The organism is Herpetosiphonaceae bacterium, from assembly GCA_036374795.1.
In the GTDB taxonomy this organism is placed as follows: Bacteria; Chloroflexota; Chloroflexia; order Chloroflexales; family Kallotenuaceae; genus LB3-1.
In genome coordinates this window covers 1-16,369 of the sequence record DASUTC010000103.1, presented here as the reverse complement: position 1 = coordinate 16,369, position 16,369 = coordinate 1, and the positions used below count along the sequence as shown (strand labels likewise).

The 16,369-nt window shown below is 64.8% G+C and carries 13 protein-coding genes; 2 read left to right on the top strand and 11 right to left on the bottom strand.

Translation table 11 applies throughout. The annotated features are described in order from the left end of the window. From VFZ66_07270 to VFZ66_07250, 5 genes are all read right to left on the bottom strand, one after another. Window positions 1–561 (bottom strand): histidine decarboxylase, pyruvoyl type (locus VFZ66_07270; protein HEX6288973.1); only part of this gene is annotated, 561 nt, incomplete at its 3' end. Between the two features lie 637 nt (window positions 562–1,198). After that, entirely contained in the window at window positions 1,199–3,088 is a 1,890-nt protein-coding gene (locus tag VFZ66_07265) for an ABC-F family ATP-binding cassette domain-containing protein (GenBank protein HEX6288972.1), read from the bottom strand. Window positions 3,089–3,194: 106 nt separating this feature from the next. Continuing rightward, a complete protein-coding gene (locus VFZ66_07260) occupies window positions 3,195–3,626 on the bottom strand; it encodes a type II toxin-antitoxin system VapC family toxin (GenBank protein ID HEX6288971.1) in 432 nt (143 codons plus the stop codon). Window positions 3,627–3,629: 3 nt separating this feature from the next. Next, window positions 3,630–3,866, bottom strand: coding sequence for a hypothetical protein (locus VFZ66_07255; GenBank protein HEX6288970.1), 237 nt, complete (start codon window positions 3,864–3,866; stop codon window positions 3,630–3,632). A gap of 202 nt (window positions 3,867–4,068) precedes the next feature. After that, entirely contained in the window at window positions 4,069–5,778 is a 1,710-nt protein-coding gene (locus tag VFZ66_07250) for a M20/M25/M40 family metallo-hydrolase (GenBank protein ID HEX6288969.1), read from the bottom strand. 804 nt (window positions 5,779–6,582) lie between these two features. Here VFZ66_07250 and VFZ66_07245 point away from each other — a divergent pair. Together VFZ66_07245 and VFZ66_07240 are read left to right on the top strand one after the other, a co-directional pair. Continuing rightward, on the top strand, window positions 6,583–7,956 hold the full coding sequence (locus VFZ66_07245; GenBank protein HEX6288968.1) for an MATE family efflux transporter: 1,374 nt from the start codon (window positions 6,583–6,585) through the stop codon (window positions 7,954–7,956). Between the two features lie 349 nt (window positions 7,957–8,305). Continuing rightward, window positions 8,306–9,703 (top strand): NADP-dependent succinic semialdehyde dehydrogenase, encoded by a 1,398-nt coding sequence (locus tag VFZ66_07240; GenBank protein ID HEX6288967.1) that lies wholly within the window; start codon window positions 8,306–8,308, stop codon window positions 9,701–9,703. Between the two features lie 90 nt (window positions 9,704–9,793). Here VFZ66_07240 and VFZ66_07235 read toward each other — a convergent pair whose 3' ends face one another. The 6 genes from VFZ66_07235 to VFZ66_07210 all read right to left on the bottom strand — a co-directional run. Then, a complete protein-coding gene (locus tag VFZ66_07235; GenBank protein ID HEX6288966.1) occupies window positions 9,794–10,315 on the bottom strand; it encodes a GNAT family N-acetyltransferase in 522 nt (173 codons plus the stop codon). 33 nt (window positions 10,316–10,348) lie between these two features. Next, the gene (locus VFZ66_07230) at window positions 10,349–11,380 is read right to left on the bottom strand and encodes an alcohol dehydrogenase catalytic domain-containing protein (GenBank protein ID HEX6288965.1); all 1,032 of its coding nucleotides are present in this window, start codon (window positions 11,378–11,380) and stop codon (window positions 10,349–10,351) included. Window positions 11,381–11,383: 3 nt separating this feature from the next. Continuing rightward, window positions 11,384–12,280, bottom strand: a complete 897-nt coding sequence (locus VFZ66_07225) for a TIM barrel protein (GenBank protein ID HEX6288964.1) — start codon at window positions 12,278–12,280, stop codon at window positions 11,384–11,386. A gap of 211 nt (window positions 12,281–12,491) precedes the next feature. Further along, on the bottom strand, window positions 12,492–13,970 hold the full coding sequence (locus VFZ66_07220; GenBank protein ID HEX6288963.1) for a CoA-acylating methylmalonate-semialdehyde dehydrogenase: 1,479 nt from the start codon (window positions 13,968–13,970) through the stop codon (window positions 12,492–12,494). A gap of 265 nt (window positions 13,971–14,235) precedes the next feature. Beyond that, window positions 14,236–16,104, bottom strand: coding sequence for a 3D-(3,5/4)-trihydroxycyclohexane-1,2-dione acylhydrolase (decyclizing) (gene iolD / locus VFZ66_07215; protein ID HEX6288962.1), 1,869 nt, complete (start codon window positions 16,102–16,104; stop codon window positions 14,236–14,238). A gap of 58 nt (window positions 16,105–16,162) precedes the next feature. Continuing rightward, the coding region (locus tag VFZ66_07210) for a PfkB family carbohydrate kinase (protein HEX6288961.1) at window positions 16,163–16,369 on the bottom strand (207 nt) is incomplete at its 5' end.

Genomic DNA, 16,369 nt, shown 5'->3' with positions numbered 1-16,369 from the left:
GTTATCGCGGTCCCTGGTGATCGAGAGGGCGATAAAACACCAGACGCCGTAGGCGTCGTCGGGCTGAAGCGATCCCTCCTTCGGGCGCGATACCGTGACGCTCTTGTTGGCGCAGATGACGTGAGCGCCCGGCGCGGGTGGAAAGCGGCGGTCTTGCTCGGTGCCGAACAGCGCGATACCCGCATCCATCAGCGGTTGCGCGTCATAGACCGGCAGCATCGATCCGTCGTACTGCTGGACCTCGAAGAGCGGCTCCTGCCCACCCTGGGCGATGATGTCGGCGGTGGCGAGGTCATAGCCCCAGACCTGGCCCGCGATCCCGCAGAATGATGAGGCCGTCTCCATGTTGATCTGGCCGATGTAGGCATCGTTTGCCTCGGCCCGGTCGTAGGCGACGATACCATCCAGCAAGAAGTCATCGGTTTTGACCACCGTACCAGTAGCCACCTTTACCACGCAGACATAGCCGTTTCCCTCTGCCCCCGGACGAGAATAGCCGTCGCAGTAGCGGTCGTACGGGCTGATGGCGGTCTTGTCGACTTCCGGCGCGCGAACTTTCATGGTCAGTCTCCTTTGGATATGGGCAAAAGCCCTGAGATGACGCCTTCAGCCGATGGTGTGCGACGGCTGAAGCGAGTCGTCCATGACAACCAGGACACCATGAATCCTGCCCGATGAATGACATGCTCGCCAGAGGCAGACGGCATACACCATGTGCCGGGCAATCATGCAGATAGCATGTGGCAGGGTGGTGGGGGGAAGCTTATTGTGATAAATGGGTGGTTATGGCGCGTCGTTGTGCAAGGATAGCCGACCCATGAATCGAGCACAAGGTCAAAAGCATCATCCGCATAGCTATCCAGTAGGGCTATTGTGCGGTGGGACGCGCCCACATGTCGGTTGAGAAAGATCGGAGCTTAGCCCAGTTGTCAGCGCCAGCGCGGTATGACCTTTGACCGGATTATAGTACTCTAGTCCTGCCGACTACGCAAGATTGTGAGATCGGGGCCAGGAAGGTCAGTTCCAAGTTCCAAGTTTCACGTTCGTGCCCTTTGGGCCTGGCACCCGCCCTCTCCCACTGCGGTAGGAGAGGGGGTGGAAATCGTTCTCGGTCCTTTGTTCTTGGTTCTTGGCTCTTCGTTCTTGGTTCTGCGTTTGTTCTCTGTTCTTTGTTCTTTGTTCTTTGTTCGTTCCCCGTTCACCCCGTACTCTCGGCAATCGCGGCCAGCTCGGCCCAGCGCTCGAACGCCTGCTCAAGCTCGGTGTTGGCGGCGCTGAGCGCCTCCGCCATCCGCTGCATTTCGTCGTAGGGCGTAGCGCCGCTGCTGAGCTGGGCGTTAAGCTCGGCCTGCTGCGCCTCTAGCGCGGCGATGCGCTCTTCCAGGGCCGCAAGCTCCTTGCGCTCCTTGAACGACAGCGTACGTGGACGCGGCTCGCGCGCTGGTTTGCGCGGCGGCGTGCGCTCCGCTGGCTTCGGCTGCTGCGCCGGTCGCTCGCGTCGGTCGGCGGCGTAGGCTGAGTAGCTGCCCGGAAAGGTGCGAACGATGCCACTGCCCTCGAAGACCAGCAGATGATCGACGGTGCGATCCAGTAGATAGCGATCGTGCGAGGCGATCAGCAGCGTGCCGGTGAAGCTGTCGAGATAGCTTTCCAGCGCGGCCAGCGTTTGCACATCGAGATCGTTGCTGGGCTCGTCCAGCAGCAGCACGTTGGGAGCGAACATGAGCGTGCGCAGCAGGTAGAGCCGCCGCCGCTCGCCGCCCGAAAGTGTCCCGATCAGCGCGTAGTGCATGCGCGGCGGGAACAAAAAGCGCTCCAGCATATCCGCCGCCGAGACGATCTGGCCGTCGCTGGTGCGCACGAGCGCCGCCGCCTCGGTGACATAATCGATCACACGCATGGTATCGTCGAGCGCCTGGCTTTCTTGATCGTAGTATGCCAGATGAACCGTCTCGCCGCGCACGATCTCGCCCGCGTCGGGCTGGTCGCGTCCGGTCAGCAGGTTGAGCAGCGTGGACTTGCCGCTGCCGTTCGGCCCGACGATGCCCAGGCGCTCGCCGCGCCCAACCTCAAGCGTGAGATCACGGAAGAGCGTCTGCCCGTCGTAGCCTTTGGTCACGTGCTGGCATTCCAGCACGCGCGTGCCCAGGCGTTGCGTGCCGAGCGTGATGTCCAGGCTACGCTCCGCCTCGTCCTCCGGAGCTGCCTGCATCGCTTTGATCCGCTCGATGCGCGCCTTCTGCTTGGTGCCGCGTCCCTGCGGCCCCTGGCGGAGCCAGGCCAGCTCGCGGCGCATGATGCTGGTCTGACGCTCCTGATCGGCGGCGCGCTGCGCGGCGCGCTCCAGCTTTTGCTGCAAAAAGACGCTGTAGCCGCCCTCGTACTGGTAGAGCGTGCCGCGCTCCAGCTCCCAGGTATGCCTGACCAGCCGGTCGAGCACATAGCGATCGTGGGTGATCAGCAGCAGCGCCGACGACATGCGCGCGAGCACCGTTTCCAGCCAGTCGACCGTATCGGCGTCCAGATGGTTGGTCGGCTCGTCCAGGATCAGCAGGTCCGCCGGCTCGATCAGCGCATGTGCCAGCGCTACCCGTCGTCGCTGACCGCCCGAAAGCGTGCCGAGCCGCTGGTCCATATCGCTTACACCCAGCCGGGACAGAATCGCCTCAACCTCGTTGTAGGCATCCCAGGCGTTCATCGCGTCGAGCTGCGCGCTGATCTCGCTAAGCTGGTGCAGCGCGGTGGGATCGTCGGGCGCGGCGCGCAGCCGAGCGACCACCGCGTCGTAGTCGCGCAGCAGATGGCGGCGCTCGCCCTCGCCCGCAAACATATAGTCGCGGACGGTCAGGCTATCGTCCATGTCGGGCTGCTGCGCCAGATAGGCCACGCGCGTGCCGCTGCGATACGTGACCTGCCCGCGATCGGGCTGCTCCGCGCCCGCGACGATCTTGAGCAGCGTGCTTTTGCCGCTGCCGTTGACCCCGATCAGCCCAATCCGGTCGCCCTGCTCGACGCCAAACCCGACACCCTCGAACAACACCCGGTCATCATATTGTTTGCTGAGTCCCTCAGCCGAAAGCAGTTGCATCTATGCCTCGATCCGGTGGCAAAATAACCAGCCGGGATTGTACTCAATCTCGGCTGCGTCGGCAATGATGAGGCGGTGCCCCACCTTAACCTGGAATCGTACCTTTTTAAGGCCAGTTCGCGATCCAAACAACCTGCGGGAATGTGGAATGCACCGCATTGACAAAACGTTCGTCCGCTGTGACGAATGGACACCGCTCGCGGGGGCTGAGGGCCAGGTAGAGCGAATCATACACTGTGCGTTGCTGCGTCACCGCAAGGTGGAAGGCATCATCCAGCAGCGTTGATGTCGAGATGAGCGTGAACGACAGGGCTTGAAAGTTAGCCAGGGCTTCCTGGGATTCGGTGGCGGACCATCGCTGGAGTAAGGTGTGTTTTTTCCAGATAATGTTGCCAACTTCGGCAAGAAGCAGATCCGGTGCAAGGAGCGTCAGCGTTCCCTGCTCGTAAGCCAGGAGAATACGCTCGGCTTCCGTCGCATATGGCTCAGCATCGAACCACTTAATGACGACACTGCTATCAACGACAAGAGACGTCATGGTTTAGCGCATCCGATCGGCACGAAGCAGTTCAACGCTGTCGGTCGCCTCGCCATATTTTGTTTGCATCCGTTCACGAAACGCCCGAATCTCGCGGACAGTCTCATGACGCTGCTGGTCGGGATGCTTGCCAGTCGTCCACAGTTCAAGCAAATCTTCAACGCGGCTCAGACCCCGGCGTTTCGCTTCGGTTTGTAACCGCTGATACACGGTGTCAGAAACGATAACCGTTTGACTCATGCGCATACTCCTGCTGGCATCGGGTACGCCACCATTATACCCCAGGCGATGCAGCCTGATTATGGGATGAAAACGCAGGTGAGCGATCAAGCTCCCACACCGCCACCGCCACACATGAAGCGGATTAAGCTGCCGATCAACAGGATATGTGTCTCAAGGACACGTCAATGAAGTGAAATGCCAGGGTTTACGTGCCTCAGAGTCACGATACTCCTGACTTCGAGCCGGTCAGGTGTTCCTCCAGGGCACATTGCTCAAGCACGCGCCCAGCGACGCGCCAGATCAGCTCCGGCAGCACCTCAAACGAGTAGGGCATATGGACCCGCTCAAGGCGCTGGTGGTAGTCGCGGCCCCACGGCCCGATGTTGATCGTCGGCAGGTCGAGCGCGCTGACGGCGGCGTAGTCGAAGCGCAGCCTGGCCTCCCAGGCCGGTGTGTTGCTGGCGATTGCGGCTACGTCCTCGGCGCTGGTGGCGCTACCGAGGAAGCTCATGTCGGAGATGCCGGAGAAAAACGGGCGAAGCTGGATCGGCACGGCTGTCTCGTGGCTGAGCGCTGCGGCCTGCTGCGCTGCGGCATCGCGCACCCGGCGCTGGCGCTCGGTGCTGCCTTTGACGTAGGAGGGCGGATAGTAGAGTGAGCCGAAGCCGACGACGGCGGCGGGGCCGGATAGCCCGCTGTGCGACCACCAGGCCTCGATCAGGCGGCGGTTGAAGCTCGGCAGATCGATCGCCGGATCTTGCGCCAGCCGCAGCGCGAGTTCATCGAGCGCGTGCAGCGCCTCCGGGCCGCACTGCTGCCGCACGCGCGCCTGTAGCTCGGCGAAGCTCAGCACCAGCGGCTGCCAGCGGATCGGCTCGATCGGCTGCTGTGCCAGCGCGGCGTAGCGGCGGGCCTGCTCCTGAAGCTGTTGCAGCGCGCTGTCGAGCGCCTCGCGCACCAGCCCCATCACTGTATCGAGCACGTCGGTGGCGGCGCGGCCATGCGTCAGGACGTTGTAGTAGCACCAGGCGGCGGCGGGCGTCGTGACATCGTATTGTGTTTTGAGATCGCTCTGCTTGAGGCTGACCGGCGGCGGCGCTGCGGCACCCTCCACAACATCGCTGAGGGCGGCGTTACACTCGATGCGGCGAGTGATCTCGGCGGCAAGCAGGTTGGCGTTCACGCCGTCGAAGGGCACACCGGCATGGGTATCGCGGCCCACGACATAGACCAGCGGCAGCAGCTTGCCGACGGTACCCAGGAAGATCGCCTGTCCCACGCTGCCATCGCCGCGATCGTTGGTCGCGTCCAGGTTGATCGCGGCGTCGAGATCGAGCTGCCGCTCGTGAGCGATGGCTCCCAGGCGCAGCGCGGCGGAGCGCATGCCGTGCGACGAGTCTTCTTCGTCGGGCGTGGCGATGAGCAGCAGGCTGCCCTGGCGCTCGCGAGCAATCTCGGAGAAGCGGCAGAGCACGGCGATGCCTGCGGCCAGGCCGCTTTTCATATCGAGCACGCCCCGGCCCGGCAGGTACACGCCGCTCTTGAGATCGTGCAGCGCCAGATGATCGGACTCGCTGCGGCAATGCGCTTCGAGGTCGGCGATCAGACGCGGCAGCAGCGCTTCGGGATCGAATGCCCACGGCGCGAGCGGGCCGTAGTTGTCGATGCTGACCACGTCGTAGTGGCCGGAGAGCACAACGGTCGCGGGGCCGCCGCCGCGCACCAGGGCGAAGAGATTGTAGCGCTCGCGCAGATCGTCGGCGGTGCGCTCCAGCCAGAGCTGATCGGGATGGGCTTTGAAGTAGGGCAGCTCGGCGAGCAGATCGTAGAGCCGCTGGGCAAACTCGGTTTCGCCGCGCGTATTGGTGACGCTGGCAAACCCGACGAGTTGGAGCGTCCAATCGCGCACACGTTGATACCAATAGCTCATCAGTACATCCTTGATACCAGAGCTAACGTGCCTGGGTCGGCGTCGTTGCCGATGCTGAGCGGCGGCAGTTGTTCTGGGCAGACTAGGGGTTCGATCGGCTATCAGTGTACTACGTTTTTGACGCACGTTGGAGCGGCGGCGGGTCCTGTTCCAGCGATCCAGTTGGCGCAGCACACGACCCACAGCTTCGCGCCGCGATGATTTCAGCAGCCGCTCAACTCCTGCCAGCCGGATCGCCGACGAGATTAAAAATTGTTAACGCGGTAAGGTCGGCGGTAAGGAAGCTCTGCTACAGTATAGACAGAACAGTCAAGTAGCTCCACACTACCAGGCTGAGACTATCGAAATCGGAAATCGCCCACCTCCATGGCAACAGTCGCAAACCATACGCTGCGCCCTGTATGAGAAAAAAGATCAAGGATCTCGTGCCCGGCTGTTGCAAACGAGCCAGTGTTCAGCGATTTTCTGATGGACGGTCAGCGCTACAACGTGCCGCAACCCATAGTACCCCTTTTGCGTTGCGTTCCACACGCCACCCATTCCGTCCGGCGCGCCTCCTCTAGCGTCCGGCGGAAACCAATAGCAGGCACGTCAAGCTGCCGGTAGCGCTGATCGTCAGGGCTCTGTGATACGCTCACAGAGCCCTCTTTTTTTTGCCTGTGGCGGCGGATCTGCCCGCGCATCCTGTCCTTAAGACACATGCTATGCCTCGTTCTTTGGACCATCGACAAAGCGAGCGCGCTACGGTAGCATACCTGCAACGCAATGTGATGGAGCGATCTGGTGATAACCCAAGAGACAGCGATGCGATTGGATGAGCTGGCGACGAAGGAACAGGCTGAGGGGAACGTGCCGATCAGGCCGCAGCAAAGCCTGCGGCGACGAGTGCTTGGCCTGGCAGCGCCGGTGATCGGCGAGAACCTGCTCCAGACGCTGCTCGGCGTGGTCGATACGATTCTGGTCGCCGGGCTGGGCGCGGCGGCGCTGGCCGGTGTCGGCTCCGCGCTCCAGATCATCTTTGTGCTGATCGCGGCGCTCAGCGCGCTCTCGGTGGGCGCGTCGGTGCTGGTCGCGCAGGCGTACGGCGCGGGCGACCTTGCGGCGGCCAGCCGGTATGCGCAACAGTCGTTGCTGTGGAGCGTGATCGTGTCGATCCCGCTGGCGCTGCTTGGCTTCGTGCTCAGCGGGCCGATCGTCGGGCTGCTTGGGGTGGAGCCCGACGTGGCGCGGATCGCCGTTCAATATCTGCATGTCACGATCGGCACGATCGTCACGATCATGGTGCTGCTGATCGGCGGCGGCGTGCTGCGCGGCGCGGGCGATAGTCGCACGCCGATGCTGATCACGGCCTTCGCCAACATCCTCAACGTCGCGCTGGCCTATGCGCTGATCTACGGCCACGTTGGCCTGCCCGCGCTGGGAGCGGTTGGCAGCGCATGGGCTACCTTCCTGTCGCGGCTGGTCGGCGCAGTGATTCTGGTCTGGGTGCTGCTGCGCGGGCGCAACGGCGTGCGCGTCGGGCGGGGACTCTCGTGGCGGCCACAGTACGGCGTGGCGCGCGACGTGCTGCGAATCGGGCTGCCTGCGGCGCTGGAAGAGGTGCTGGTGATCACGGCCTTCGCCACGCTCACGCCGATCGTCGCGGGGCTGGGCACGGTGGCGCTGGCGGCGCATCGGGTGATCATCAACGTGCTCTCGCTCTCGTTCTTGCCCGGCATCGGCTTTGGCCTGGCGGCGACGGCGCTGGTCGGGCAGAGCATCGGCGCGCGCAGGCCGGAGGATGCCCGCGCGATCACCTCGATCGCGCTGCGCTGGGCGATGATCTGGATGGGCGTTCTTGGCGTGATCTTTGTGCTCTTCGCGCCGCAGTTGATGCGCCTCTTCACCAACGATCAGGCGATGGTCGCGATGGGCGCTGCCGGCATTCGAGTCGTCGCGCTGGCGCAGCCGTTCTGGGCCGGGACCTTCGTCTTCGCGGGCGCGCTGCGCGGCACCGGCAATACGCGGCTGCCGCTGTTCATCACCAGCGTCGCGGTGTGGTCGGTGGTTGGCCTGGGCTACCTGGCGATCGAGCTGATCCAGCCAAGCCTCCTGGCGCTCTGGGCGGCCTTCCTGGTGGTGGGGCCGTTCGAGGTCGGCTGCTTCTGGCTGGCCTGGCGCTGGTGGCGTAGGTTGTAGAACCAAGAACGGAGAACCAAGAACCGAGAACCGAGAACCGGGTGCCATGCCCAAAGGGCACCCGGCGCACCAAGAACCAAGAATCAGGCACAGATTCTCCCCCTCTCCTATGCCGCGAAGGCGGAGGCCCGCCTGAGGGTGGGGAAGGGGGTGGCGCGCAAGCGCCGGGGGTGAGGGCCTCCAGCTCGAAACTTGAAACTTAGAACTTGGAACGTGCAGATCCGCTGGTACGCACCGGCGGATCTGCACGTTTCCGGCACCGATCGGGATCAAAAATCTGTTTGACCGGGAGCGGCGATTGGGTCAATAATCGCATCATGCTTCGCACTATTAGCGATTGGGGTATCGCATGCCGATTGCCACGATTAATCCAGCCACGGGCGAGACGCTCAAACGATTCGAGCCGCTGACCGACGAGCAGATCGACGCAAAGATCGCGCACGCCGTCGAGACGTTTCGCAGCTACCGACGCACCTCGTTCGGGGAGCGCGCCGCGAACATGCTGCGCGCCGCGGAGATTCTGGAGGACGAGAAGGAGCAGTGGGGTCGGCTGATGACGACCGAGATGGGCAAGACGCTTCAGTCGGCGATTGCCGAGGCCGAGAAGTGCGCCTGGGCCTGTCGCTACTACGCCGATCACGCCGAGCAGATGCTCGCCGACGAGGTGATCCAGACTAACGCGACCTGTAGCTACATCCGCTACCAGCCGCTCGGCCCGATCCTGGCGGTGATGCCCTGGAATTTTCCGTTCTGGCAGGTCTTCCGCTTCGCCGCGCCCGCGCTGATGGGTGGAAACGTCGGCCTGCTCAAGCACGCCTCGAACGTGCCGGAGTGCGCGCTGGCGATCGAGGAGATCTTGCGGCGGGCCGGATTCCCCGAAGGCGCGTTTCAAACGCTGCTGATCGGCTCCGACAAGGTGCGCCAGGTGCTCGAAGACGAGCGGGTGCGGGCCGCGACGCTGACGGGCAGCGAGCCTGCCGGCAGCCAGGTGGCGAGCCGCGCCGGGAAGCTGATCAAGAAGACCGTCCTGGAGCTGGGCGGCAGCGATCCGTTCATCGTCATGCCCAGCGCCGACCTCGACGCGGCGGTGCAGACCGCCGTCAAGGCGCGCACGATCAACAACGGCCAGTCGTGTATCGCCGCCAAGCGCTTTATCGTCGCCGAGCCGATCGCGGATGAGTTCGAGCGGCGGTTTGTGGCGGGCATGGCGGCGCTCAAGGTGGGCGATCCATTCGACCCGGCGACCGATGTCGGGCCGCTAGCGACGCCGGACATTCTTGACGATATCGATCAGCAGGTGCAGCAATCGATCCGCGAGGGCGCGCGCTGTCTGACCGGCGGGCAGCGCCTCGATCGGCCCGGCAACTACTACGCGCCTACGGTGCTGACCGATATTCCCCATCATTCGCCCGCCTACTGTGAGGAGATCTTCGGCCCCGTGGCGCTGCTGTTCCGCACGCGCGACATCGACGAGGCGATTCGGCTGGCAAACGACACGCCCTTTGGCCTGGGCAGCAGCGCGTGGACCACCGACGAGGACGAGCGGGAGCGCTTCATCGAGGAGATCGAGGCCGGGCAGGTCTTCATCAACGGCATGGTCGCCTCCGATCCACGGCTGCCGTTTGGCGGCGTCAAACACTCCGGCTATGGTCGCGAGCTGGGCGTGTACGGCATCCGCGAGTTCGTCAACGTCAAGACCGTCTGGGTCAAAGATGAGGGCGGAGGCAGACGCAGCGAGACGGAGTAGGCGGTAGCGCTCCGGCGGGTTTTAACCTGCGCGGCGACGAACCCTGCCGATCGCCGCGCGGGAGTCGATTGAGATCGAGGAGCATGACGGTCAGATGCTAACCCCATGTATGGCATAGACGTGGTCCGGGTGCGTGTAGCCATCGAACATGACCTCCCGCTCGTACTGCATGCCAAGTTTCTTCGCCACGCGAATCGATGCGACGTTGTGGGGGTCGATCATCGAGATCAGGCGCTTCACGCACAGCGTTTGGAAGGCAAAATCGCGCACGGCCAGAGCCGCCTCGGTGGCATAGCCATAGCCCCAGTGCGCCCGCGCGAGGCGATAGCCAAGCTCAAGCTCAGGTTGGCAGCCGACATCGGGAAAGAAGAATAAGCCGCAGTAGCCAATGACCTCTCGGCTGCTCCGTTTCACCACCGCGTAGGGGCCAAAGCCCCATTGCCGATAGTACTGCTCAAGACAGGTCATGAGCCACCGCTGGACCGCGTCTTTCGTCTGCACGCCGTCACCAAACCGCATCACCTCAGCATCGCCGAAGATGCGATACATCGGCTCGTGGTCGAGGATGTGGACGTGCCGTAGGAACAGCCGTTCCGTCTGCACAATCACCATGGTATCAGCCGATCCTTCCGCCCTTGCTGCCATCTACCGCAGGTCATGGCGGATCACGATCTTCATCATCGCGCCGTCGCGCAGCGCCGCGAGCGCCTGGTGAATCTCCGCCAGCGACGCGACCTGCGAGATCAGGCATGAGGGCTTGATCGTGCCCTGCTCAAGGATCGTAATCGCGCGCGGAAAGGTGTTGACGCCGACGTACGATCCATAGATCGTCAGCTCGTTGCGGGTGATCGTGTTCTGGCGCACGGGCGGTAGCGCCTGGCTGTTCATGCCAAAGAGCGAGATCCGTCCTCCCATCCGCGCCAGATCGAGGCTCGTGCCTAGCTGCGTGCCCACCGCGTCCACGACGATCTCAGCGCCGAAGCCGGTTTCGGCGCGCACGGCCTCGCTCAGATCTGCTTCGCGCACGTTGATGGTCGTGTGTACGCCCACTCGCCGCAGCAGGTCCAGACGCGGCTGCGACACATCGGCGACGATCACGCGCGCGCCTGCGGCGAGAAAGAGCAGCGCATGGAGCGCCCCCACCGGCCCGCCGCCGATCACCACCGCCGTCTGGCCGGGCAGCGCCTTAACGTTGTCGACGCTGTTGACCACACACGAGAGCACTTCGGTCCAGACGGCATCTTCAAACGGCACATGATCGGCGATCGGGTAGCACGCGCGCTCCGGCGCGACGCTGTAGCGCGCCAGGCCGCCGTCGCGGAAGATGCCGAGCGTCGAGAAGTTTTCGCAGTGGTTGGGCCGCCCGATCCGGCAGAAGCGGCACAGGCCGCAGTTGAGATTGGGCGCGAGCGCCACGCGCTCGCCCGGCCTGCGAAAGTGGACGCCCGGCCCGACCTCAAGTACCCGCCCGATGTACTCGTGGCCCATGATCACGCCGGGCGTGCCGGGATGACCGGGCGGCTCTTCCAGAATATGTAGATCGGTGCCGCAGATGCCGCAGCCTTCGACCTCAATCAGCACGTCGTCGGGGTTGACGATGCGCGGGATCGGGCGCTGTTGCAGCTCAAGGACGCCTGGGCGGGCGAAGACGGCAGCCAGCATGGTTTGATTGCTCATAGGTTACAGTCCAATCGAACGTAAATAGTCACGGTTGCGCCGGGCGCTCTCCCTGGGCGTGCCCATGCCCGGCAATACATCCTGCTCGACGACGATCCAGCCGCGATAGCCGCGCGCGCTCAGTGTACGCGAGACGGCGGGAAAGTCCACGCTGCCGCGACCCAGCTCCGAGAAGATGCCGCGCCGCACGGCCTCGAAGTAGTCCCAGCCCGCCTGCCGCGCCTGAGCCGCGATCTGCGGATCGCAATCCTTGAAGTGGACGTGCCAGATCCGATCGCCGTAGCGCTCCAGCGCCGCCAGCGGATCGCCGCCGCCATAGACCAGATGCCCCGTGTCGAGGCACAGGCCAAGCAATGCGGGATCGGTGCGCTGCATCAGCGCCTTGATCTCGTCGGGCGTCTCGACGTAGCCCGCGCAGTGATGATGAAACACCGTGCGCAGCCCGGTCGCGTCACGCACCGCCTGCGCGATGCGCGTGGCTCCACTGGCGAAAACATCCCACTGATCGTCGCTCAGGCCATGCTCTGGGCGGATGCGTCCGGCGTGCAGCGTGCGCTCCGGCACGCTGCCGTTCTCGTCGGCCAGCACCAGCAGCGGCTCCTCACCGACCGCCGCCAGGAGCCGCGCGGTGCGCACGGCGACCGCCTCGCCGTCGGCGTGGGCCGTGGGATTCGCCAGTGCGACCGGCACGAAGGCCGCGATCAGCGCGAGGTTTCGCGCAGCCAGCTCTGCGCATAACTGCGCGGGATCGCTCGGCATAAAGCCCCAGTCGCCCAGCTCAGTGCCGGTGTAGCCCGTGGCGGCGATCTCGTCGAGCACTTGGGCGTAGCCGGGCGCGGGCGTCGTCAGATCAAACTCTAGCGCCCCCCAGGAGCAGGGCGCGTTCGCGATTCGGATCATGTTGTCCTCTATCAAGTTTCAAGTTTCAGGCCCTCACCCCGGGCCGGGGTGCCAGGCCCGGAGGGCACCCGGCCTGGCACCCGCCCTCTCCCATCGCCTGCGGCATAGGAGAGGGGGAGCACGCATACCGAGACAGGATCCTCCCCTCTCCTAGGGAGGGTGCCCGCTGGGCCTGGAGAGGGGCAGCGCGGCAGCGCCGAGGTGAGGGCCGCTAGAACTTGCGCGACCACTCCCTCGGCCAGCGCTCGACCACGATCTTTTTCTCGGTGTAAAAGTCGATCGCGTCGCGGCCCTGCGCGTGGAGATCGCCGAAAAAGCTCTCTTTCCAGCCGGAGAACGGGAAGAAGGCCATCGGCGCGGCCACGCCGACGTTGATCCCGATGTTGCCGACCTGCGCCTCGTAGCGGAACTTGCGCGCCGCAGCGCCGCTGCTGGTGAAGAGGCAGGCCATGTTGCCGTAGGCGCTCCCGTTGACTAGCTCGATCGCCTCGTCGATTGTCGCGGCGTGCAGCAGGCTGAGCACCGGCCCGAAGATCTCGGTGCGCGCCAGCTCGCTGCGCGGATCGACGTTCTGCAAGATCGTCGGGCGGAGGAAGCTACCGCGCTCGTAGCCCGCGATCGACGCGCTGCGCCCGTCGACCAGCACCTCAGCGCCCGCGCGCGCGCCGCTCTCGATCAGGTGCTCGATGCGCTCTTTGCTGGCGGATGAGATCACCGGCCCCATCTCGACGCCGGTATCCAGCCCGTAGCCGACGTTGCGCGAGGTCGCGGCGTCGGCGATCTGCCGCGCAAAGATCGTGCGGGCCTCGCCCACGGTGATCGCCACCGACGCCGCCAGACAGCGCTGCCCAGCGCAGCCAAAGGCCGAGTCGGCGACGATGCTGGTCGTCATCTCCATGTCGGCATCGGGCAGCACCAGGATCGGGTTTTTCGCGCCGCCCTGACACTGCGCCCGCTTGCCGTTGGCCGTGGCCCGGCTATAGACGTACTTCGCCACCGCCGACGAGCCGACGAACGAGATCGCGCGGATCGCGGGATGATCGAGGATCGCGTCGACAGTTTCTTTCGCGCCGTTGACCAGATTGATCACGCCCGGCGGCAGGCCAAGCTGATCGATCAGCTCGAAGATCAGGCCCATCGTCGCGGGCGTTTTCTCGGAGGGCTTGAGGATGAAGGTGTTGCCGCAGGCGATGGCGTAGGGCAAAAACCACAGCGGGATCATCCCCGGAAAGTTGAAAGGCGTGATCGCCGCGACCACGCCGACGGGCTGGCGAATCATCAGCTCGTCGATGCCCCTGGCGATGTCCTCGACGTTGCTGCCCATCATCAGCGTTGGAATGCCCGTCGCGACCTCGACGTTCTCGATGCCGCGCCGCAGCTCGCCCTGCGACTCGGCCAGCGTCTTGCCGCACTCCTGCGTGGTCAGCCGCGCGATCTCGTCGAAGCGATCTTCGAGCAACTGCTTCAGCCTGAACAAATATTGAATCCGCTCGGTCGGCGGCGTGCGACGCCACTCGACGAACGCGGCCTGCGCCACCTGCGCGGCAGCATCCACGTCCTCGCGCGTCGAGAGCGGCACCCGCACGATCGTCTCGGCGGTCGCCGGGTTGCGCACGTCGAGAAACTCGCTCGCCTGCGCTCGCCGCCACGCGCCGCCGATGTAGTTAAGGAGCATACCATCCTGTATCATGATCGCCTCGTTAAAGAACAGAGAACAAAGAACAAAGAACAAAGGGCCGGGCGCGAAGAACCAAGAACTGATCTCTCACTCTCCTGTATGATGTCCTCCCACACTCCCTCTCTCCTATGCAATGGGAGAGGGCGGGTGCCAGGCCGGGTGCCCTCCGGGCATGGCACCCCGGCCCGGGGTGAGGGCCTTGCACAAACCTCCTACTGCACCGCGCAGAAACGCCGCTGCATCTGCGCGCGGTGCTCATGATCCCCGACCCCCGAACCTACAAGAAATACCGCTCGCGCCGACGCGCCTCGTCGTAGTCCGCGCGGGCCTGCTGCACGGCTGCCACCTCCGAGATCTCGGCGATGGGCACGTCCCACCACGATTCGTAGCCGCCCACACGCTGCTCGCGATCGACCGGGATCACGATCACGGTGGTGCGGTCGCTGGCGCGGGCTGCCGCCAGAGCCTCGCGCAGGCTGGCGGCATCTTCCGCGCGGCAGACGTGCGCGCCCAGGCTGGCGGCGTTGCTCGCAAGATCGACGGGCAGCACGTCGCCGCGAAGCTGGCCGGATACCGGATCGCGGTAGCGGTACTCGGTGCCGAAGCCCGCGCTACCCACCGATTGCGACAGCCCGCCGATGCTGCTGAAGCCGTGGTTGTCGAGCAGTACGATCGTCAGCTTGATGCGCTCCTGGATCGACGTGACGATCTCCTGCGCCATCATCAGGTACGAGCCGTCGCCGACCATCACATAGACCTCACGGTCGGGCGCGGCCATCTTCACGCCCAGCCCACCGGCGATCTCGTAGCCCATGCACGAGTAGCCGTATTCCAGGTGGTAGCCTTTGGGATCGCGCGTGCGCCACAGCTTATGGAGATCGCCGGGCAGGCTGCCAGCCGCGCAGACGACTACGTCCTGCGGTCGCGAGAACTCGTTGACGATGCCGATCACTTCGCCCTGGCTGATCACGGGGCCGTGGCCGAGCCGGTAGATCCGATCGACCTCGCGCTCCCACTCGTCGCGCAGCGTGGCGACGCGCTGGCGGTACTCGGAGCCGGTATCGTAGCCGCGCAGCAGCTCCGTCAGCTCGTCGAGCGTCACGCGCGCATCGGCGGCCAGCGGCAGCGCGGCGTGCTTGTAGGCGTCGAACTCGGCGACGTTGATGCCGATGAAGCGCACGGCGGGATGCTGAAACGCGGTCTTGGAGGCGGTGGTGAAATCCGACAGCCGCGATCCGACCACGATCACCACGTCGGCCTCGCGGGCGATGATGTTGGCACCGGGCGTGCCCGTCACGCCGATCGCGCCGAGGTTCTGCGGATGATCGAAGGGCAGCGCGCCCTTGCCCGCCTGCGTCTCGCCCACGGCGATGCCGGTCGCCTCCACGAAGCGCCGCAGCGCGTCGGTCGCCTCCCCGTAGTGTACGCCACCTCCGGCGATCAGGAGTGGCTGGCGGCTGGCGCGGATCAGATCCGCTGCGCGGCGCAGCAGATCGGCGTCGGCGCGTGGGCGCGGAATCGTCCAGATGTGCGGCTCGAAGAGCGCGGCGGGATAGTCGAACGCCTCGGCCTGAACATCCTGCGGCAGCGCCAGCGTGACCGCGCCCGTGTCGGCGGGCGATGTCAGCACGCGCATCGCCTCCGGCAGCGCGGTGATGATCTGCTCCGGGCGGTAGATCCGATCCCAGTAGCGCGACACGGCCCTGAAGCAATCGTTGACCGACACGTCCTGCGAGTGCGGCGATTCGAGCTGCTGCAAGACCGGCGCGGGCTTGCGCGAGGCGAAGATGTCGCCCGGCAGCAGCAGCACCGGCAGCCGGTTGATCGTCGCGCCTGCCGCGCCCGTGAGCATGTTGGTCGCGCCCGGCCCGATCGATGTGGTGCAGGCAAACGTCCGCAGCCGGTTGTGCATCTTGGCGAAGGCGGCAGCGGTGTGGACCATCGCCTGCTCGTTGCGCGTCTGGTAATAGCGGAAGCTGTCGCCCGCCTGGTGGAGCGCCTGGCCGATGCCCGCGACGTTGCCGTGACCGAAGATGCCGAAGATGCCCGCGAAGAAGGGCTGCTCGCGTCCGTCACGGGCGATGTGCTGCTGCTGCAAGAATGCGACGATCGCCTGTGCTGTGGTCAAGCGTCTGGTGTTTGACATAAGATTATCTGCCGTCCTTGTATGGGCGACCCCGCGAGTCGCCCATACGGGTATTGATTTACCAGCCGCCGCGCTCGGCGACAAACGCCTCGACCTCGTCGAGCGTCGGCATGAAGTTGGCGCAGCCGTGGCGCGTGACGACAATCGCGCCGGTGGCGTTGCCCATGCGCGCCGCCTGCTCCAGCGGCCAGCCCTGAAGGTAGCCATAGATCAATCCGCTGGCAAAGGCATCGCCCGCGCCGAGCACGTTCAGCACCTCGATCTG